The sequence below is a fragment of the Actinomadura sp. KC216 genome, from assembly GCF_004348535.1.
Taxonomy (GTDB): domain Bacteria; phylum Actinomycetota; class Actinomycetes; order Streptosporangiales; family Streptosporangiaceae; genus Spirillospora.
The window spans coordinates 1-20,273 of sequence record NZ_SMJX01000143.1 but is presented as its reverse complement, the minus strand read 5'-3'; the positions used below and the strand labels follow the sequence as shown (position 1 = coordinate 20,273).

19 protein-coding genes are annotated in these 20,273 nt (G+C 73.5%); 4 read left to right on the top strand and 15 right to left on the bottom strand.

Annotated elements, in window-relative coordinates:
• The coding region (locus E1264_RS23725) for an AzlC family ABC transporter permease (RefSeq protein WP_207936107.1) at positions 1-480 on the top strand (480 nt) is incomplete at its 5' end.
• Positions 477-788: an AzlD domain-containing protein gene (locus E1264_RS23720; protein WP_132177103.1), complete on the top strand. Its 312-nt coding sequence runs from the start codon at positions 477-479 to the stop codon at positions 786-788. The genes E1264_RS23725 and E1264_RS23720, both read left to right, overlap by 4 nt.
• Positions 789-806: 18 nt before the next feature.
• Here E1264_RS23720 and E1264_RS23715 read toward each other — a convergent pair whose 3' ends face one another.
• The 3 genes from E1264_RS23715 to E1264_RS45430 form a co-directional block, all read right to left on the bottom strand.
• The gene (locus tag E1264_RS23715; protein WP_132177101.1) at positions 807-1,742 is read right to left on the bottom strand and encodes an RluA family pseudouridine synthase; all 936 of its coding nucleotides are present in this window, start codon (positions 1,740-1,742) and stop codon (positions 807-809) included.
• Complete coding sequence (gene lspA / locus E1264_RS23710; protein ID WP_243711128.1) at positions 1,739-2,332, bottom strand: signal peptidase II; 594 nt, start codon at positions 2,330-2,332, stop codon at positions 1,739-1,741. The genes E1264_RS23715 and lspA overlap by 4 nt, the downstream gene beginning before the upstream one ends.
• Before the next feature lie 68 nt (positions 2,333-2,400).
• Positions 2,401-2,781, bottom strand: a complete 381-nt coding sequence (locus tag E1264_RS45430) for a TraR/DksA family transcriptional regulator (RefSeq protein ID WP_243711130.1) — start codon at positions 2,779-2,781, stop codon at positions 2,401-2,403.
• Positions 2,782-3,506: 725 nt separating this feature from the next.
• Between E1264_RS45430 and ileS the strand changes: the two genes are divergently transcribed.
• Complete coding sequence (ileS, locus tag E1264_RS23700; protein WP_132177095.1) at positions 3,507-6,686, top strand: isoleucine--tRNA ligase; 3,180 nt, start codon at positions 3,507-3,509, stop codon at positions 6,684-6,686.
• Between the two features lie 64 nt (positions 6,687-6,750).
• Positions 6,751-7,413: a DUF1707 domain-containing protein gene (locus E1264_RS23695; RefSeq protein ID WP_347813419.1), complete on the top strand. Its 663-nt coding sequence runs from the start codon at positions 6,751-6,753 to the stop codon at positions 7,411-7,413.
• A gap of 23 nt (positions 7,414-7,436) precedes the next feature.
• On the opposite strand, the gene E1264_RS23690 is transcribed toward E1264_RS23695, so the two are convergent.
• The 12 genes from E1264_RS23690 to murD form a co-directional block, all read right to left on the bottom strand.
• The gene (locus E1264_RS23690) at positions 7,437-8,729 is read right to left on the bottom strand and encodes a hypothetical protein (protein ID WP_132177093.1); all 1,293 of its coding nucleotides are present in this window, start codon (positions 8,727-8,729) and stop codon (positions 7,437-7,439) included.
• Positions 8,730-8,865: 136 nt separating this feature from the next.
• Positions 8,866-9,789: a DivIVA domain-containing protein gene (locus tag E1264_RS23685; protein WP_132177091.1), complete on the bottom strand. Its 924-nt coding sequence runs from the start codon at positions 9,787-9,789 to the stop codon at positions 8,866-8,868.
• Between the two features lie 49 nt (positions 9,790-9,838).
• Positions 9,839-10,123, bottom strand: a complete 285-nt coding sequence (locus tag E1264_RS23680) for a YggT family protein (protein WP_132177089.1) — start codon at positions 10,121-10,123, stop codon at positions 9,839-9,841.
• Between the two features lie 36 nt (positions 10,124-10,159).
• A complete protein-coding gene (gene sepF / locus E1264_RS23675; protein WP_132177087.1) occupies positions 10,160-10,696 on the bottom strand; it encodes a cell division protein SepF in 537 nt (178 codons plus the stop codon).
• 101 nt (positions 10,697-10,797) lie between these two features.
• Entirely contained in the window at positions 10,798-11,520 is a 723-nt protein-coding gene (locus E1264_RS23670; RefSeq protein WP_132177085.1) for a YggS family pyridoxal phosphate-dependent enzyme, read from the bottom strand.
• Entirely contained in the window at positions 11,517-12,245 is a 729-nt protein-coding gene (pgeF, locus tag E1264_RS23665) for a peptidoglycan editing factor PgeF (RefSeq protein WP_132177083.1), read from the bottom strand. Before pgeF ends, E1264_RS23670 begins: the two co-directional genes overlap by 4 nt.
• Positions 12,242-13,735: a cell division protein FtsZ gene (ftsZ, locus tag E1264_RS23660; RefSeq protein WP_132177081.1), complete on the bottom strand. Its 1,494-nt coding sequence runs from the start codon at positions 13,733-13,735 to the stop codon at positions 12,242-12,244. The genes pgeF and ftsZ overlap by 4 nt, the downstream gene beginning before the upstream one ends.
• A gap of 431 nt (positions 13,736-14,166) precedes the next feature.
• Positions 14,167-14,913: an FtsQ-type POTRA domain-containing protein gene (locus E1264_RS23655; protein ID WP_132177079.1), complete on the bottom strand. Its 747-nt coding sequence runs from the start codon at positions 14,911-14,913 to the stop codon at positions 14,167-14,169.
• A 77-nt stretch (positions 14,914-14,990) separates the two neighbouring features.
• Positions 14,991-16,400 carry a UDP-N-acetylmuramate--L-alanine ligase gene (gene murC / locus E1264_RS23650; RefSeq protein ID WP_132177077.1) on the bottom strand — a complete coding sequence of 470 codons (1,410 nt, stop codon included), beginning with the start codon at positions 16,398-16,400 and terminating at the stop codon, positions 14,991-14,993.
• Complete coding sequence (gene murG, locus E1264_RS23645; RefSeq protein ID WP_132177075.1) at positions 16,397-17,491, bottom strand: undecaprenyldiphospho-muramoylpentapeptide beta-N-acetylglucosaminyltransferase; 1,095 nt, start codon at positions 17,489-17,491, stop codon at positions 16,397-16,399. The genes murC and murG overlap by 4 nt, the downstream gene beginning before the upstream one ends.
• Positions 17,492-17,530: 39 nt before the next feature.
• On the bottom strand, positions 17,531-18,730 hold the full coding sequence (ftsW, locus tag E1264_RS23640) for a putative lipid II flippase FtsW (RefSeq protein ID WP_243711129.1): 1,200 nt from the start codon (positions 18,728-18,730) through the stop codon (positions 17,531-17,533).
• A 50-nt stretch (positions 18,731-18,780) separates the two neighbouring features.
• Positions 18,781-20,238, bottom strand: coding sequence for a UDP-N-acetylmuramoyl-L-alanine--D-glutamate ligase (gene murD / locus E1264_RS23635; RefSeq protein ID WP_132177071.1), 1,458 nt, complete (start codon positions 20,236-20,238; stop codon positions 18,781-18,783).
• Positions 20,239-20,273 lie beyond the last annotated feature (35 nt).

Below are 20,273 nucleotides of genomic sequence, written 5' to 3'. Positions count from 1 at the left end.
GGGCTGGTCGCCGGGTCGCTGGGCGCGGTGCTGCTCGGCGGGCGCAACGCCCTGTACGGGATGCGGCTCGCGCACACGCTGGGCGTGCGGGGCTGGCGGCGCCTCCTCACGGCGCACGCCGTCATCGACGAGACCACCGCCGTCGCCACCGCGCAGCAGGGGCGGGCGGCGGCCCGCGCGGGCTTCTACACCACCGCGATCAGCCTCTACCTGACCTGGAACGCCACCACGCTGGTGGGCGCCGCCGGGGCGGCCCGGCTGGGCGATCCCGAGGTCATCGGGCTCGACGTCCTCGGCCCCGCGGCGTTCCTGGCGCTGCTGTGGCCGCGCTTGACCGCCGGGCGGAGCGAGGTGCGGGTCGCGCTGCTCGCGGCGGCGATCGCGCTCGCGGCGACGCCGCTGCTGCCGCCCGGCGTGCCGGTCATGCTCGCCGCCGTCGCCGCCCTGCCCGCCCTGATCAGGAGGACCGGGACGCCGTGAACGTGTGGATCGCGGTGATCGCCACCGGGCTCGGCTGCTACGCGCTGAAGCTCGGCGGGCTCGTCACCCCGCAGCGGGTCCTGGACGACCCGCGGGTGCGCCGGTTCACCGAGCTCGTCCCGGTGGCGCTGCTGACCGCGCTGATCGCCGTCCAGGCGCTCGCCGACGGCAAGGCGCTGGAGTTCGACGCCGCCCGCATGGCGGGCCTGGGCGCGGCCGTCGTCGCGCTCCTGCTGCGCGCGCCGTTCCTCGTGGTGCTGGTCGCCGCCGCGGGCGTCGCCGCCGGGCTGCGCCTGCTCGGCCTCTGACCGCCCACGACTGACCGGCTACGACTCCGCCTGGACGCTCTCCAGGGCCGCGGCGAGGTCGTCCGGGTAGGGGCTCTCGAACCGCACGTACTCGCCGGTGGCCGGGTGCTCGAACCCGAGCCGGACGGCGTGCAGCCACTGCCGCCGCAGCCCGAGGCGCGCCGCCAGCGTCGGATCGGCGCCGTACAGCAGGTCGCCGACGCACGGATGGCGGATCGCCGCCATGTGCACCCGGATCTGGTGGGTGCGGCCCGTCTCCAGGTCGATGTCGAGCAGCGTCGCCGCGCGGAACGCCTCGACGGTGTCGTAGTGCGTCACCGACGGCCTGCCGCCCGCCACGACCGCGAACCGGCCGTCGCCGGACGGGTGCCGGTCGATGGGCGCGTCGACCGTCCCGCGGAACGGGTCGGGGTGGCCCTGCACGAGCGCCTGGTAGCGCTTGTCGACGCGGCGTTCCTTGAACGCGCGCTTGAGACGCGAGTACGCGGACTCGCTCTTGGCCACGACCATCGCGCCGGTGGTGTTGGCGTCCAGCCGGTGCACGATGCCCTGCCGCTCGGCCGCGCCGCTGGTCGCGATCGTGTGCCCGGCCCCGAGCAGCCCGCCGAGGACGGTCGGGCCCGTCCAGCCGGTCGTGGGGTGGGCGGCGACACCGATCGGCTTGTTCACCACGACGATGTCGTCGTCCTCGTACAGGACGGCCATCCCGGGGACCGGCTCGGCGACCGGCGCGGGCGGTGCGGGCGGCGGCGGAAGCGTCACCTCAAGCCAGGCGCCGGCGTGCAGCCGCTCGGACTTGGTCGCCACCGCGGCGCCGTCGAGCAGGACGTCGCCGGCGGCGATGATGTCGGCGGCGCTGCCCCGCGAGAGGCCGAACAGCCGCGCCAGCGCCGCGTCGACCCGCTCGCCTTCGAGGCCGTCGGGGACGTGGAGGCTCCGCACGTCCCCCGTCACGACTTCTCCTCGGAGGCCGGAGCCTCCCCCGTCTCGGGTTCGGGCTTGAGCTCGGGCTCCGGCTCGGATCCGGCCCTGGGACCGGGCTCCGGCTCCGGTTTCGGTTCCGGCGCGGGGTCGTCCTTGCCGGTGAGGCGCGTCCCGTCGACCTGGAGGCCGCGCGCCGCCAGCAGGACCGCCAGGACGCCCCCGCAGACGATCGCCGAGTCGGCGACGTTGAACACCGGGAAGTTCGGCACCTGGATCCAGTCGACGACATGGCCCTTCAGCGGCGCGGGCTCGCGCAGGATCCGGTCGATGAGGTTGCCGACCGCGCCGCCGAGCAGCAGCCCCAGGCAGATCGCCCAGGGGACGCTCCGCAGGTTGCGGGCGGTGCGCAGGATCGCGACGACCACGCCGCAGGCGATCAGGGTGAAGACGATCGTGTAGCCGGTGCCGATCGAGAACGCGGCGCCGCTGTTGCGGGTCTCGCGCAGGGTCAGCAGGCCGCCGAGCAGCCGGATCGGCTCCTCGTCCTTGAGCGTCGCCACCACGATGATCTTGGACACGATGTCGGCGGTGAGCGCGGTCAGCGCCACGGCGACCAGCACGCCGACGCGGCGCGGCCGAGGAGATCCCGTGGATTCCTCGGCCCCGCCCTCTGGGTTCGTTGAGTCGGTCAGCGACGTTCCTCGCGTTGTTTGCATGTCACACACAGGGTCGCACGCGGGAAGACCTGGAGGCGCGCCTTGCCGATCGGCAGCGTGCACGACTCGCAGATCCCGTATGTGCCTGTGTCCATCCGCTGGACGGCCCGCTCGATCTGGGCGAGCAGGTCCTGTGAATTGTAGGACAGCGCCAGCTCGTGCTCGCGCTCGTAGGTCTTGGCGCCCGCGTCGGCCTGGTCGTCACCGGCGCCGTCGCTGGAGTCGCCCTCCGCGATCTGGCTCGCGGACGCCGCGATCTCCGTCCGCAGCGCCTGGATCTGCTCCTGCAGCCCGGCCCTGACCTCGGCGAGCTCGGCGGCCGTCCACTGGTGCTCGCCCTCGCGGACCGGCAGCTCCGCCGCCGTCGCCGGGCCCCGCCCCGCGGGCGTCCCGGGCTTCGCCGCCTTCCCCTGACCGCGCCTCGCGGGCGCCGCGGGCTTGGTCGCCGGGCTCTTGGCGGCGGGCTTCTTCGCCGCCGCCGGCCTCGTCCCCCGCGTCGTCTTTCCAGCGGGCGGCTCCTGAACGGGTCGTGCGGCCTTCTTCGCGCCGGCCATGTCGGCCCCCCTCGCGCTGATCGCCTCGACGGGCAGTGCGGGCAGCATAAGTCCCCTTTCTCGGGCGCGGCAAACAGCCTGGGCTGGGTTACCGACCGCTTATGCCCGGTCGCCGATCGCCCGGAAACCCCAGCCCCGCGCACGAGATCGCAAAGGAACGGCACGCCGCCCGCCGGGGCCCGGACGGCGCGAAATCGGGAAGAGGGCGCGGCCCGCGTGCGTTAAAGTCGGGATGAGCAGTCACATCGGCAGGCGCTGATGGGGACACCTGCCGCCGTACGCAGCGATGAGCGACCCGGGGACGGTGCGAGCCCGGGGGCGAGCGCGGCGGTCTGATCACCCCGGAGCCGCCGGAAGAACCGTCCCGGACGTCCGTCCGCGGGCCAAGTAGAACCGGTCGCCGAGACTCGAACGAAGCGGACCGTGCCCTCGCGGCGCGGTCAAGGAGGGTGGTACCGCGGGGCAGCCGCCTCGTCCCTCCGGTCAACGTCGTCCACGCCACACGTCGTTTCCGGAGGTCCGCCGTGAGCCGAGGTTTTCGGCCCCTGCCCGCGCAGGTCGATCTGCCCGCCCTCGAGCGGGACATGCTGCGCCGCTGGCAGGAGAGCAAGGTTTTCGAGCGGTCGCTGGAGCAGACCGCGTCCGGTCCCCGGTGGGTGTTCTACGAGGGCCCGCCGACGGCGAACGGCATGCCGGGCGTCCACCACGTCGAGGCGCGCGTGTTCAAGGACGTCTTCCCGCGCTTCAAGACGATGAAGGGCTTCCACGTCCCGCGGAAGGCCGGCTGGGACTGCCACGGGCTGCCCGTCGAGGTGGCCGTGGAGAAGGAGCTCGGGCTCACCGGCAAGAAGGACATCGAGGAGTACGGCGTCGCGGAGTTCAACGACCGCTGCCGTGAGTCGGTCCTGCGCCATGTGGACGCGTTCGAGGAAATGACCGAGCGCATGGGTTACTGGGTCAACACCGACCAGGCGTACCGGACGATGGACCCCGAGTACGTCGAGGCCGTCTGGTGGTCCCTGAAGCAGGTGTTCGACAAGGGCCTGCTGTTCCGCGACTTCCGCATCACGCCGTACTGCCCGCGCTGCGGGACGGGCCTGTCCGACCACGAGCTGGGGCAGCCCGGCGGGTACGAGGAGGTCACCAGCCCGTCGGTGTACGTGCGGATGCCGGTCACGTCCGGCCCGCTCGCCGACCTGGACGCCGCGCTGCTGATCTGGACGACGACGCCCTGGACGCTCGTCTCCAACACCGCCGTGGCCGTCCACCCCGACGTCACCTACGTCGCGGCCCGCCCGGCGGGCTCCGACGAGGTCCTCGTCGTGGCCGAGCCGCTCCTCGCGCAGGTGCTCGGTGACGACGCCGAGCGGCTCGCCACCTACCAGGGCACCGACCTCGAACGCACCACCTACCGGCGGCCGTTCGACCTGGTCGACATCCCGGACGCGCACTACGTCGTCCTGGGCGACTACGTCACCGTCGAGGACGGCACGGGGCTCGTCCACCAGGCGCCCGCGTTCGGCGGTGACGACATGGCCGTCTGCAAGCGCTACGGCATGCCGATCGTCAACCCCATCGGCCCGGACGGGCGCTTCCTGCGCGAGGTCCCGATGGTCGGCAACAAGTTCTTCAAGGACGCCGACGAGCCGCTCACCGACGACCTGCGCGCGCGCGGGCTGCTGTTCCGCGGCGGGCACTTCGAGCACAGCTACCCGCACTGCTGGCGCTGCCACACGCCGCTGCTCTACTACGCGCTGCCCGCCTGGTACATCCGGACCACCCAGATCAAGGACCGGCTGCTGGAGGAGAACGAGAACACCAACTGGTACCCCGAGACGGTCAAGCACGGCCGGTACGGGGAGTGGCTGCGCAACAACGTCGACTGGTCGCTGTCCCGCAGCCGCTACTGGGGCACGCCCCTCCCCCTGTGGGTCTGCGCAGACAACGAGGACCACATCACCTGCGTCGGCTCCCTCAAGGAACTGGGCGAGCTCGCGGGCAAGGACATGTCAGGGCTCGACCCGCACCGCCCCTACGTCGACGACGTCACGTTCCCCTGCCCGCAGTGCGGGACGGAAGCGCGCCGCGTCCCGGACGTCATCGACGCCTGGTACGACTCGGGCTCGATGCCGTTCGCGCAGTGGGGCGCCCCCCACCGCAACAACGAAGTCTTCGAGGACTCCTACCCCGCGCAGTACATCTGCGAGGCCCAGGACCAGACCCGCGGCTGGTTCTACTCCCTCATGGCCGTCGGGACGCTCGTGTTCGACAGGTCGTCCTACGAGAACGTCGTGTGCCTCGGGCTGATCCTCGCCGAGGACGGCCGCAAGATGAGCAAGCACCTCGGCAACGTCCTGCGGCCCATCCCGCTGATGGACGAGCACGGCGCCGACGCGCTGCGCTGGTTCATGGCCGCCAACGGGCTGCCCTGGGCGTCCCGCCGCGTCGGGCACGGCGCCCTGGAGGAGATCGTCCGGAAAGTCCTGCTCACCTACTGGCACACGGCGTCGTTCTTCGTCCTGTACTCGAACGCGGCCAAGGAGCAGGGCCGCGCCTGGACGCCCGGCCGGCGCGCCGAGGCGCCCGCCCCGGCCGACCGGCCCCTCCTGGACCGCTGGGCCCTCGCCGAGCTGCAGCGCACCGTCGGCGAGGTCGACGCCGCGCTGGAGGAGTACGACACCGCCCGCGCCGGACGCGTCCTCGCGCAGTTCGTCGACGACCTGTCCAACTGGTACGTGCGCCGGTCCCGCCGCCGCTTCTGGGAGGGCCCGGAGACCCCGGACGGCTCGTCCGCCTTCGCCACCCTCTACGAGTGCCTGGAGACCCTCACCCGGCTGATGGCGCCGATGGTCCCGTTCATCACCGACCACGTGTGGGACGTCATCCGCCCGGGCGACGGCCCCGAGTCGGTGCACCTCGCCGCCTGGCCGGCCGTCGACGAGGACCTCCTCGACGACACCCTCACCGCGCAGATGGCGCTCGTCCGCCGGCTGGTCGAGCTGGGCCGCTCCGCGCGCGCCGCCAGCAGCGTCCGGACCCGCCAGCCGCTCGGCCGCGCCCTGGTCGGCGCCGCCGGATGGTCCGCGCTGCCCGAGCAGCTCCGCGCGCAGATCTCCGAGGAGCTGAACGTCCTCGGGTTCGAGGAGCTGTCGTCCATCGGCGGCGATCTGGTCGAGTACGAGGTGAAGCCCAACTTCCGCGAGCTCGGCAAGCGCTACGCCAAGGACACCCCGAAGGTCGCCAAGGCCATCACGTCCGCCGAGCCCTCGGCGCTCGTCCACGCGCTCCGCGCAGGCACCGCCGAGGTCGAGGCCGCCGACCTCGGCACGGTCCCGCTCTCCCCGGACGACGTGATCGTCACCGAGCGCCCGCGCAGCGGCTGGGCGGTGGAGAGCGCCGCCGGGGAGACCGTCGCGCTGGACCTCACCGTCACGCCCGAGCTGCGCCGCGCGGGCCTGGTCCGCGAGGCCGTCCGGCTCGTCCAGGACGGCCGCAAGACCGCGGGCCTGGAGGTCACCGACCGCATCGACCTGTGGTGGGAGGCCACCGGCACCGACCTCGCCGAGGCGCTGCGCGCCCACACCGGCGAGGTGGCCGCCGAGGTCCTCGCCACGACGGTCACCGAAGGCCGCCCGAGCGACCTCAAGGCCACCCACGACGAGGACCTCGGTCTCACCTACTACCTGCGCAAGGCCCGCACCTAGGGACTCGCCGCCGGGTTCCGGTCCAGGGGTCGTCCCCCTGGACCGGCGCTGCGATGATTGAGGGGTGAATCTTCCCGATAAGCCTTCCGAGGCCGGAGTTCCCGCGGAGCCGCGGGCCGCGCGCATGCGGGCGTCGGACGCCGATCGTGACGAGGTCGCCGACCGCCTGCGCGAGGCCCTGGCGGAGGGACGCATCACGCCGGAGGAGCACGCCGAGCGCATCGACCTGGTGTACAGGGCGAAGACCTACGCCGAGCTGGAGCCCGTCCTCAGCGACCTGCCGTCGGAGCGGGCGCCGCGGCCCCGGGTGGAGCTGCGCAAGAACGAGCAGGCCCTGGCGCCGCCTCCGGCGCAGTCGCCCAACCTCGTGGCGATCTTCAGCGGGGTGGAGCGGAAGGGCCGCTGGCTGGCCGAGCCGACGACGAACATCACATGCGTGTTCGGCGGCGCCGACCTGGACTTCCGGCAGGCCGTCCTCAGCCGGGGCGAGGTGACCGTCAACATCACCTGCGTGTTCGGCGGCGTGAACCTCGTGGTGCCGCCGGGGGTGCGGGTCACCGGCTCCACCACGGCGATCTTCGGCGGGAACGACCTGCCGGAGGACGACACGACCGACCCGGACGCGCCGGTGATCCGGCTGACGGGAACGCTGCTGTTCGGCGGCGTCTCGGTCAAGCGGAAGGCGGTCGACGCGAAGGCGATCGACAAGAAGGGCCGCGACCGCTGACGCGATCACCGAGCGGCGGGGGCTCAGTCCCGGGCGTGCTCGCGGTCGGGCTGGCAGACGAGGCAGGGCGTGCAGCCCCGGGCCTTGGCCTCGTCGCGGGGCAGCGACTCCAGGTCGTCGGCCTCGTCGCCGATGTCCTCGATGAGGGCGCAGTCCATGCGGTGGTACCGCTTGGTGCCGCTCAGGATGCGGACCTGCGGGCCTTCGCCGGCGGACTCGTCCCCCGGCGGTGCGGCGGACGGCTCGGACCGCGGCTCGGTCGGGCGCTCTTCGGCACGGCGCCCCTCGGCGTGGCGCCCTTCGGAACGGCGCCCTCCGGCGCGGGGCGCGAGCGGATCTTCGGCGACGGCGCCGCGCGGTTCCGCGGGTGCGGCGAGCGGCACGGGGTCGCTCTCGGCGGCCCGGTCGGCGGCGGAGGCGTCGTCCGGCTCCTGCCCGCGGGGCTCGGACTTCTCCGCGTGCTTGGGGGCCTGCTCGGGCGCGAACGGGCCCGTGACCGGCATGTCGGTGAGGGTCGGGCCCGCCGGTGCCGGGGGCTCGGGCTCGCGGGCGGCGGGCTCGTCCGTCCGCGGGATCTCGGCGGTCTTGTCGAACGGCGCCGGTGCGGAGTGAGGGGCGGACGCGGGCTGCGAGGGCTTGGACGGTGCCGGTTGGGCGAGCCCGGCAAGGCCGCCGTCGGAGCGTTCCGCGCCGGGCCGTGGAGGAGCGGCCGCCCCCGCCGCCTTGCCCGCGTCCGGTGACGCGGTACCCGACGCCGCGGCGCGCGCCGCCAGTGCGGTGTCGGGCATGCAGGCGGTACAGGGGCTGAACCCCTCCTCCTTGGCCTCGGCGTAGGTGAGCTCCTCGGTGTCGCGTCCGGCGAGCTGGCGGCAGGTGTCGAGGTGGTAGCGCTTGCGCCCGCGGACGACGAAGACCAGCGCGTCGCCGGGAACGTCCACCTGCGGGGTGGGAAAGGTCGCCTCGTCGTCGGCCGGGCCCATCGGCGCCGTCGCCTCGGGGCCGGCGTCCCTGGCGGGCGCGGCCGGCATGGGCGGCGGTGCCGCCTTCTGGCGCTTGCCCTGCTTGCCCTGCTTCGGCTGCCTGCTCTGGCGAGGGGGTGCCGGCGCGGCTCCGGGTGGTCCGAACAGCTCCTTGCGGCGCAGGAACACCCCGATGGCCAGGCACAGTGCGGACACGATGCTGACGGCGATCGAGATGTAGATCACCGTCAGGGCCTCAAGGTTGAAGACCTCGGCGCTGTCGCCGTTGCCGGCGACGATCCCCGCTACCAGCAGGGCGATCGCCACCACCACGAGAACGCCACTCAGGATGATCACAGGGTCTCTCCCACTCGTTCAGACCGCTCGGCTTCCCGCCGGTCCCGCCACCGCGGGACTCCCCGCGCCGCCGGGACGGCGGCACTGCCGTCCTCGGCGCGGCGATCGGGAAGACACTATCGCCCGGCGTGCGGCGTCAGCGCCTGTCGTGCGGCGGGTTGTCGCCGCCCGAGTGGAACGCGCCGGTCGCGGAGTGCTGCACCTGCTGGGCGTGCTCGGGGGGCGTCGGGAACGGGCCCGCGGGGGCGGAGCCGCCGGCGGTGCCGTTGCGGTTCTCGCCGTGCGGGAGGGCGTTCTGCGGTCCGGCCTGGGGAGCGGTCTGCTGCGACGGCGCCGGGGCCGGGGCCGCGCCCGGGACGGCGGCGAACGCGCCCGTCTCGGTGCTGCCGGCCTCCAGGTCGCGCAGCTGCCCCTCCAGGTAGACCTTCAGGCGGCTGCGGTACTCGCGCTCGAACGCGCGCAGGTTGTCGACCTCGCGCTCGAGCTCCTCGCGCTGCTGCACGAGCGAGCCCATGACCTGGCGGTGCCGCTCCTGGGCGTCGCGGTCGAGGGCCTCGGCGCGCGAGCGGGCCTCGCTGACGATCTGGTCGGCCTGCCGGCGGGCCTTGCCGAGGATCTCCTCGGCCTCGCGGCGGGCGCGGCCGAGCGTCTCGTCGGCCTCCCGGCGGGCGTCGGCGATCGCCTGGTCGGCGGTCTGCTGCGCGAGCGCGAGCACGCGCGCGGCGGTGTCCATGTTGTCCTCGCCGGTGGGAGCGGAGGACATGCCGAGGCCGCCGAGGACGGGCTCCGGCTCGGGCTGCGGCTGCGGCTCGGGGCGGGGAGGCTCGGGGATCTTCTGGACGTCCGGCTTCGGCTCCACGATGGGGGCGGCCATGGCGGGAACCTTGCCGCGCAGGCACTCGGCGAGCTTGGCCCGCAGTTCCTCGTTCTCCTGGATGAGGCGGTCCAGTTCGGCCTCGACCTCGTCGAGGAAGGCGTCCACCTCCTCCTCGTCGTACCCCGGCCTCAGCCTGGTGGTACTGAACTGCTTGTTCCGCACGTCGGCGGGTGTCAGCGGCATGTTCGTCTCCTTGGCGCGCTTGGAGTCTGTCCGAAAGGACGGTATCCGATCAGAGCCTCTGCACGAAGATGATCAAGACCCAGACCACAAGGATGAGCACGGTGAAGCTGAGGTCCAGCGCCACGTTACCCAGTCGTATGGGCGGGATGAAGCGCCTCAGGAATTTCAGCGGCGGATCGGTGATGGTGTACGTCGCCTCGGCGATCACCAGAACCACCCCGGTGGGCTTCCACTGCCGGGCGAACGACTGCAGGACCTCCAGGATCAACCTCCCGATCAGGAACAGGAGGAAGAAGTACAGGATGGCCTGCAGCACGGTTCCGACGACGCTCACGAGTACTCTCGCATCCCACTCTCACGCATGTGACTCTCAGCTCTGGTTGAAGAACCCACGTTCTGCCATCCGGGCCTTGTCCTCAGCCGTCACCTCCACGTTGGCGGGCGACAGCAGGAACACCTTGTTGGTAACACGCTCGATGCTCCCGTGGAGGCCGAACACCAGACCTGCCGCGAAGTCGACCAGACGTTTCGCGTCACTGTCGACCATCTCGGTCAGGTTCATGATGACCGGGGTGCCCTCCCTGAAGTGTTCCCCGATGGTCCTCGCTTCGTTGTAGGTCCTTGGGTGCAGCGTAGTGATACGCGCAAGGTCGGTGGTACCGGACTCGTAGAGCGCCACGGAGCGTCGCTCGATGGTGGACGTGGCGTGATGGTCGCGTTCGCGGTCCGCGGCGTCCTCGGCTCGGGTAAGCTGTCCGCCGGATTCGTCCTCGCGACGACGGCCCTGCCCGGTGTCGGTGTCCTCGTCGTAGGCGTCGTACTCGTCGTAGTCGCCGTACTTGTCGTCGTAGCGATCGTCCTCCACAAGGCCGAGGTAGACCGCCATCTTGCGCATCGCGCTGGCCATACGCCCCTCCGTGTCCTGTGGCAGCGGCTCCGGGCGCGTCCGGCGCCGTGTGGACTGATCCTTCGTGTCGCCCGCGTAAGGCGGGCGTCACTGGGGGGACATTACCTGACGATTGCCCGTCGGCCGCCGAGCAACGCCGTACCGACCCGCAGGTGTGTCGCGCCGCACGCGATCGCCTGTTCCAGATCGCCGCTCATACCCGCAGAGACGATCCGGGCCTCCGGATGGTTCCCTCGCACATCCGCTGCGATCCCGGCAAGGCGGGCGAAAGCGGGCGCCGGGTCCGCGCCGAGCGGCGCGACGGCCATCACGCCGCCGAGTTCCAGCCCGGAGGCGGCGGCGATCTCGTCGGCGATCCGCGGCACGTCGCCCGGGGCCGCGCCGCCCCGCCCTTCCGCCTCGTCGAGCGAGACCTGGACGAGGCAGCGCAGCGTGCGCTCCGCACGGGCGGCGGCGTCCGACAGCGCGGACACCAGCCTGGACCGGTCCACCGAGTGGACGACGTCGGCGTAGCGGGCGACGGCGCGGGCCTTGTTCGTCTGCACGCTCCCGACGAAATGCCAGGTGAGCGGGAGGTCGGCGCATTCGGCGGCCTTCGGCCTCGCCTCCTGGTCGCGGTTCTCGCCGACGTCGGTGAGGCCGAGCCCGGCCAGCAGCCGCACGTCGGACGCGGGGAACGTCTTCGTGACGGCGATCAGGGTGAGCTCGTCCTCGTCGCGTCCGGCGGCGGCGCAGGCGGCGGCGATGCGGGCGCGGACGGCGGCGATGCCCTCGGCGATCTCGGCGCGCCGCGCGGCGGCCGCCGGGTGCTGCTCGTTGGTCACGCGTCTTCCTTGAGCCAGACGTATCCGGCGAAGCGGCCGGTGCGGCCGTCGCGGCGGTAGGAGAAGAGGCCGGGGTCCTCGATGGTGCAGCGCGGGTCGACGTGCACGCCGGCGACGCCGCCCTCGGCGAGCTGTTCGGCGATCCCGGCGCGGATGTCGAGGCCGGGGGTGCCCTTCGACGTCGTCGCGTACGCGGCGGGGACGGCGGCGGCGACCTCGTCGCGCATCTCGGCGGGGACCTCGTAGCAGCGGCCGCACGCGGCGGGGCCGATCGCCGCGAGCGTCCTGGCCGGGTCGGCGCCGCGCTCGCACATCGACTTCAGCAGGGCCGGGACGACCCCGGCGGCGGTCCCGGGACGGCCGGAGTGGGCGGCGCCGACGATCCCGGCGACGGGGTCGGCGAGCAGGACGGGCGCGCAGTCGGCGACGAGGACGCCGAGGGCGAGGCCGGGAACGGTCGTGACGATCGCGTCGACCGGGCCCGGGAGGTCGGGGGACGTGACGAACGCGACGTCGGCGCGGTGCACCTGCCGCATCCAGACGGTGCGGGCGGGGTCGACGCCGAGCGCGGCGGCGGCGCGCCGCCGGTTCTCCTGGACGGCGGCGGGGTCGTCATCGACCGCGCCGCCCAGGTTGAGGGAGTCGAGGGGGGCGGTGCTCACGCCGCCGGCGCGGCCGGTGAAGGCGGCGCCGACGCCGTCGCCCAGGGCGACGGCGGTGATCACTTCAGGAAGTCGGGGACGTCGAGGTCGTCGTCCTCGTCGAACACGACGGGGCGGCGGCGCTGCCCGGAGGAGGCGGGCCCGCCGTCGTTCTCGCCCGCGTGCACGCGCGACGGGCTCTGCTCGGACGCGGCGCGCGGCGCGGGCGTGCGCGAGCCGCCGCCCTCGGTGCCGGAGGTGTCGCGGTCGGCGGGCGGGCCCGTCTGCGTGGGCGAGGTGTTCTCCTGGCGCGCGGGCTCGTCGCGCCCGGCGGAGCGGTCGTCCGATGCCGGGGCGGTCGGCTGCGGCGCGGACGGCTGCGGGCGGTCGTGCTGCGGCGGCGCGCCCGCGGAGGACTGCGCCGGCTGCGGCGCGGCGGCGGCCTGGGCGACCGACTGCTGCGGGCGCGGCGCGGGCTGGTGCGCGGCGTCGGACCGGCCGACGCGGCTCGGGATCGGGTTGGCCTGCGGCGCGGTCGGCGTGGCCGGGGTGGACACGGGCGTCGGCGCGGGGCGCGGCGGCGGGGGCAGCCGCTTGGTCTCCGGCTCCGGGGTCGGCTTGGCGGGCCGCCCCTCGTCGAACCCGGCCGCGATCACCGTGACCCGGACCTCGTCGCCGAGGGCGTCGTCGATGACCGCGCCGAAGATGATGTTGGCGTCGGGCGCGGCGGCGTTGGACACCAGCTGCGCCGCCTCGTTGATCTCGAACAGGCCGAGGTCGGAGCCGCCGGAGATGGACAGCAGCACGCCGTGGGCGCCGTCGATGCTGGCCTCCAGCAGCGGGCTGGAGATCGCCATCTCGGCCGCCGCGACCGAGCGGTCGTCGCCGCGCGCGGAGCCGATGCCCATCAGCGCCGACCCGGCGCCGGACATGACGGACTTGACGTCGGCGAAGTCGAGGTTGATGAGGCCCGGCGTGGTGATCAGGTCGGTGATGCCCTGGACACCGGAGAGGAGCACCTGGTCGGCGGCCTTGAACGCGTCCAGCACGCTGACCTGCCGGTCGGAGATCGACAGCAGCCGGTCGTTGGGGATGACGATGAGGGTGTCGACCTCGTCGCGCAGCGTCTCGATGCCGGCCTCGGCCTGCATGGCGCGGCGCTTGCCCTCGAAGCTGAACGGGCGGGTGACCACGCCGATGGTGAGGGCGCCGAGCGAGCGCGCGATGTTGGCGACGACGGGCGCGCCGCCGGTGCCGGTGCCGCCGCCCTCTCCGGCGGTGACGAACACCATGTCGGCGCCCTTGAGGACCTCTTCGATCTCCTCGCGGTGGTCTTCGGCGGCCTTGCGGCCGACGTCGGGGTTGGCGCCGGCGCCGAGGCCCCGGGTGAGCTCGCGGCCCACGTCGAGTTTCACGTCGGCGTCACTCATCAGCAGCGCCTGGGCGTCCGTGTTGATCGCGATGAACTCGACGCCCTTGAGTCCCTCTTCGATCATCCGGTTGACGGCGTTGACGCCGCCGCCGCCGATGCCGACGACCTTGATGACCGCGAGGTAGTTCTGCGGTGCTGCCACGACGAGGGGCCTTTCCGCTCTCTCCGACCGCCCTGACCGGTCTGCCGACCGTGCCGCCGCGGTATTACCTGACCTGTGTGCTTTTCTGGGCCGGGCTCCGGACCGGACCCGGCCACCGTGACCGGACCACTCCGAACCCTCACCCTCAACTTGAGGCTTACACTTATGTCAACCTGAGGACTGATACGGACAGTAGGGCGGCCTTACCGCCAGGGTCAACTAACCTCCCGGCGTGTCGCACTGGGCACGCGTTTGTCCAGGTTGACGAAGGACATCTGCCTCTGTTCACGCCCATCGGGAGTCCCATCGGTCGGTGCCCGCCGACCCGGCCGGTCCGGGACGACCATTCCAGCGTGCCCCATCGGACGGCGGGAATCGCCGCGACACACGCACCGGACCCGAACGGCCGCTCACATCGCCCGGATCCCCGGTCACTTCGTCTTGAGGATCTCGGGCGAGCCGACGTCGACGGTGCGGACGGAGCGTCCCGCCGCCGTGCGCCACAGCGCGTCCAGGAGCCGGATCTTCTCTTCTGCCCGTTCTGGCGCGCCCCATTCCACCGTCTGCCCGCCGTTCATGTGGAGCGTGACCGCGTCGGGCGCGGTCGCCGCGACCTCCGTCAGCTTCCCGCGCATGCGATCCGGCAGGTCGGACAGGACGGTGAGCGCCGCGAGGGTCGCCTTGTCGGACGGCCCCGGCGAGGCGACCGCCAGCGTAGGAAGCCCGGACGGCCGGGTGTCGCCGTCCGCGACGACGACGCCGTGCCGGTCGATGCGGTGGAAGCGCCCGCCGCGCTCGAAGACGGCCATCGGCACCCGCTCGCGGACGACGATGCGGACCGTCCCCGGCCAGTGCCGCTCCACCTCCGCGGACTCGACCTCCCTGAGCCGCTCGACCCGGTCGCCGACCGCGCCGGTCCCGAGCCGCGCCATCGGCGTGCCGAGGTCGATCCCGGCGGCGGCGACGACCCGCTCGGGGGGCGCCAGCGCGGTGCCCGTCACCTCGACGTGCCGCACGACCAGCAGCCGCGAGCCGAGAAGCACCCAGGTCACGGCGCCGAACGCGCCGAGCACCAGGAGGGCGACGAAGACGGCCTTCCAGCGGTTCGGCCTGGCGCGCCGCTCTGCCGCCGGGCCCGCGTCCGCTGCCGCGGGCCGGCTCGTCCGCGTCTCGGTCATGCGCTCAGCTTGGCAGTGATCGGCCCGCGCGCCGCCGATCCCGCGGGCTGCGGCGTGTCACCGGCGCCGCTTTCCGCTCAGGGGCGCGCGAGGCGTTCCAGGATGAGGGGGCCGAGCTGGGTCACGTCCCCGGCGCCTAGGGTGAGGACGACGTCGCCGGGCCGGGCGAGGGACGCCGCGACGCCGGGCGCCTCGTCCCGGACGGGCACGTACACCGACCGGGTCGCGGCCGGGACGGCGTCGGCGACCAGCGCGCCCGTCACGCCGGGCTCCGGGTCCTCCCGCGAGCCGTACACGTCGAGGACGACGGCGACGTCGGCGCGGCCGAGCGCCGCGCCGAACTCGGCGGCGAAGAACCGGGTGCGGCTGTACAGGTGCGGCTGGAACACCGCGACGATCCGCCCGCCCTCGCCCTTCTGGTCGAGGTAGTCGCGGGTGGCCTCCAGGTCGGCGGTCAGCTCGGTCGGGTGGTGGGCGTAGCTGTCGAACACCTCGACGCCGCCCGCCTCGCCCTTGCGCTCCAGCCGCCGCATCGACCCGGTGAACGACGCGAGCCCCTCCCGCACGACGTCGAAGCCGTGGCCGAGGAGCCGCGCGACCGCGATGGCGGCGGTGGCGTTGTGCGCGTAGTGCCGCCCGGGCACCTCGAGGCGCACCTCGCCGAGGCCCTCGATCGCGAAGCTGGACCCGAGGCCCCGGGGGGTGAAGCCGGTGATGCGCAGGTCGGCGTCGTCGGCCTCGCCGTAGGTGACCACGGTCAGGCCGCGCTCGCGGGCGGCGTCGGCCAGCTCGCGGGCGACGGGGTCGTCGGCCCCGGCGACGAGGGCCCCGTCCGGCTCGACGCGTCCGGTGAACTCCGCGAAGTTCTCCTTGACCTTCTCGAACGCGCCGTAGTTGTCGATGTGGTCGGCCTCCACGTTCGTCACGACGGCGATGTGCGGGGTGTAGCGCAGGAACGAGCCGTCGCTCTCGTCGGCCTCCGCGACGAACTCCTCGCCGGTCCCCTCGTCGGCGCCGAGGCCGGTGGTGACGAGCTGCCCGCCGATGCAGTACGACGGGTCGGCGCCCGCGTGCTGCAGCGCGACGGTCAGCATCGAGGTCGTCGTCGTCTTGCCGTGGGTGCCCGCCACCGCGATGGCGCGCCGCCCGGCCATCAGCGCCGCCAGCGCCTCCGAGCGGTGCAGGACCCGCAGGCCCCGCTCGCGCGCGGCGACCAGCTCCGGGTTCGTCTCCCGGATGGCGGTGGACACGACGACGGTGTCGGCGTCGCCGACGTGCGCGGCGTCGTGCCCGACGAAGACCTTCGCGCCGAGGTCGCCGAGCTGGGCGAGCAGCTCGGAGTCGCGCGCGTCGCTGCCGGACACGGCGAGGCCGCGGCGCAGCATGATGCGGGCGACGCCGGACATCCCGGCGCCCCCGATCGCGATGAAGTGGACCCGGCCGAGGTCGGCGGCGGACACGACGCCGCGCGGATCGCTCGGGCTCATCGGCCGGCGCCCGCCGAGTGGACGACGTCGTACACCATCTTCGCGAGCGCGACGTCGGCGTCCCTGCGCCCCATCTTCCCGGCGGCCTCCGACATGTGCGCGACGCGGGCCGGGTCGGCCAGCACCGGCAGCAGGTGCCGCGCGATCCAGTCGGGCGACAGCTCGGCGTTGTCGACCAGCAGCCCGCCGCCCGCCGCGACGATCGGCTCGGCGTTCAGCCGCTGCTCGCCGTTCCCGATCGGGAGCGGCACGTACACCGCGGGCAGCGCGACCGCGGTGAGCTCCGCGCACGTCATCGCGCCCGCGCGGCACATGGCCATGTCGGCGGCGGCGTAGGCGAGGTCCATCCGGTCACAGTACGGGATCGTGACGTACTGCGGCCCGCCGGACGCGGGCTCGGGCTCCTCGGTGTTCTTCGGCCCGACGATGTGCAGCACCTGGATGCCCGCCTGCCGGAAGTACGGCGCGGCGGCGACGGCGGCCTGGTTCAGGGACCGGGCGCCCTGCGACCCGCCGAAGATCAGCAGGGTGGGCAGGTCGGGCAGGAGGCCGAAGTAGGAGCGGGCCTTGTCGCCGGTCGCGAGCCGGTCGAGCGTGGCGATCTCGCGGCGCAGCGGGATGCCGACGAACGTCGGGTTCGGCAGCGGCGAGTCGGCGTGCGAGACGGCGACGTGCTCGGTGAAGCGGGCGCCGAGCTTGTTGGCGAGCCCGGGCTTGGGGTTGGCCTCGTGGACGATGATCGGGACCTTGCGCTTGCGCGCGGCCAGGTAGCCGGGGGTGGCGACGTAGCCGCCGAACCCGACCAGGATGTCGGCCCGCGCCTGGTCGAGGACGGCCGCCGCCGCGTTGATCGCGCCGCGCAGCCGCCCGGGCACCGTCAGCAGCCGCGGGGTCAGCGTGCGCGGCAGCGGCACCGGGGGGATCAGCGCGAGCTCGTAGCCCCGCTGCGGGACGAGCCGGGTCTCCAGGCCCCGTTCCGTGCCGAGGCAGACGATCCCTACGTTCGGGTCACCCCGGCGCAGCGCGTCCGCGAGAGCCAGGGCGGGCTCGATGTGTCCGGCGGTGCCGCCGCCGGCCAGGACAACCCTCATGCTCGTTGACAACTCCTCAGCATGTTCGGAAGGGGGAATTCAACGCCGTGCCAGACCCAGCCAGCTTAGAGCCCTCACGACCGGTCCGGGGCCCCGTGCGGAGAGTGCTTGCCGCGCACCGGGCTCCCGTTTCGCGAACGCGAGCAGCATTCCGAGCGCGAACAGGCTCGGGATGAGCGCCGAACCGCCGTAGGACACCAGAGGCAGCGGGATCCCGGTGATGGGCAGGACGCCGATGACGGCGCCGATGTTCACGATGGCCTGCACGACGAGCCACGCCGTGGCGCCTGCGGCGGCGAGCCGGGTGAACGGGTCGCGCACGCGGCGGGCGATCCGCAGGCCCGCGTAGGCGAGCAGGCCGAACAGCCCGAGGACGACGAGGGTACCGACGAGCCCGAACTCCTCCCCCACGATCGCGAAGATGAAGTCGGTCTCCGCGTGGGGCAGGTAGTCCCATTTGGCGCGGCCCTCGCCGAGGCCCGTGCCGAACAGCCCGCCGGACGCGACCGCGAACAGCCCCTGCGTGCTCTGGTAATTGGAGGTGAGCTGGTTCCCGGACGGGTCGAGGAACCCGGTGAGGCGCTGCATACGGTACGGCTCGACGACGATGAGGATCGACACCAGCAGGCACACGAGCCCGGCGATGCCGACGAACAGCCGTCCGGGGGCGCCGACGACCCACAGCAGCGCCAGGAAGATGGTCAGGAGCACCAGCGTCGTGCCGAGGTCGCTGCCCAGCATCACCAGCAGGACGAGCAGGCCCGCGCCCGGCATCAGCGGGACGAGCAGCGGCCGCCACTCGGTGAGCTGGCCGAGCCGGTCCTTGCGGGCCAGCAGGTCGGCGCCCCACAGCACGAGCGCGAGCTTGGCGAGCTCGGACGGCTGGATCTGCACCGGCCCGAGCGCGACCCAGCGGGTGGCGCCGCCCGCGCTGCGCCCGAGCCCCGGGACCAGCACCATCGCCAGCGCGACGATCGACAGCAGCAGCAGCGGGTAGGCGAGCGCCCGGAACGTCTTCACCGGCAGGCGGGAAGCCACCCACATGCCGGGCAGCCCGATCGCCATCCACATGGCCTGCTTCTGGAACAGCGTGTAGGCGGACCCGGTCGCCTGGAGCTGCTTGACGCTGGACGCCGACAGCACCATCGTCAGCCCGAGTGCGAGCAGCATCACCGAGCAGCCCAGCACCAGGTAGTAGGAGGTGAGGGGACGGTCGAGCAGCCCGACCGCGGCGACCACCTGCTCCCGCGGCCCCGAACGCCGCCCGCGCTCCTCCTCGGCCGCGGCGGTCACGACTCCCCGGCGTTCCCGGCGGCGGCGTTCCCGGCGTTCCCGGCGTTCCCGGTGCCGGGCCTCCCGGCGGCGAGGCGCTCGACGGCGGCGATGAACGCGTCGCCGCGCGCCGGGTAGTTGGCGAACATGTCGAAGGACGCCCCGACGGGGGCGAGGAGCACGGTGTCCCCGGGGCGGGCGAGGGAGGCGGCTTCGTTGACGACGCGGTCCATCGCCCCAGTGTCGGTGTCGGACACGTCCACGACCGGGACATCCGGCGCGTGTCGCGCGAGTGCCTCGGCGAGGCGGTGCCGGTCGCGCCCGATCAGCACGGCGCCGCGCAGCCGCCCGGCGCAGGACCGGACCAGGTCGTCGACGTCGAGGCCCTTGAGGAGGCCGCCCGCGATCCACACGACGGGCTCGAACGCGGTGAGGGACGCGGCGGCGGCGTGCGGCTGGGTCGCCTTGGAGTCGTTGACGTAGGCGACGCCGTCGACGTCCGCGACGTGCTGGATGCGGTGCGGCTCGGGCACGAACGCGCGCAGGCCGTCCCGGACGGCCTCGGGCGGCGCCCCGAACGCGCGGGCGAGACCGGCCGCGGCCAGCGCGTTCGCGACGTTGTGCGGCGCGAACGGGCGGACGTCGCCGAACGCGGCCAGCTCTGCCGCCTGGCCCGCGTGCTCGGTGAACGCGCGGTCGACCAGCAGTTCCTCGACGACGCCGAGCTCGCCGGGACGCGGCACCCGGAGCGTGAAGCCGACCCGCCGCTCCACGCCCTCGGCCTGTTCGGCGAGGGCGGTGGACGTCGCGTCGTCGGCGTTGTGGACGGCGACGCACCCCGGCGTGAAGATCTTGGCCTTGGCGGCGACGTAGGCGTCCATGGACCCGTGCCAGTCGAGATGGTCGGGCGCGACGTTCAGCACCGCCGACGCATGGGGCGCGAGCGAGTTCGACCAGTGCAGCTGATAGCTCGACAGCTCCACGGCGAGGACGTCGTACGGCTCGCTCACCGCCTCCACGGTCGGCGTGCCGACGTTCCCCACCGCGAGGGCCTTGTACCCGGCGGCGGTGAGCATGCACGCCAGCATCCGGACCACGGTGGTCTTGCCGTCCGTCCCGGTGATGGCCAGCCACGGCGCGGCGTTCTCCGGGCGGAGCCGCCACGCCAGCTCGACCTCACCGATGATCTCGATTCCGGCGGCGGCGGCCGCGGCGAGGAGCGGCACGTCCGGGCTCCAGCCCGGCGAGGTCACCACGAGGTCGGTCCCTGCGGGCAGGGACTCCCCGTCGCCGAGCCGCACCGCGACCCCGCGCGCCTCCAGGTCGGCGGCGTGCCCGCGCTGCTCGTCGCCGTCGCGGGCGTCCACGACGGTGACGCGCGCGCCATGGGACGCGAGCACGCGAGCGGCCGCGCGCCCCGACACACCCAGCCCGGCGACACAGACCCTCAGCCCGTCCCAGGGCTTTTCACTCATTCCCTCCACCTGCGGGGGGACGACCCCCCGCACCC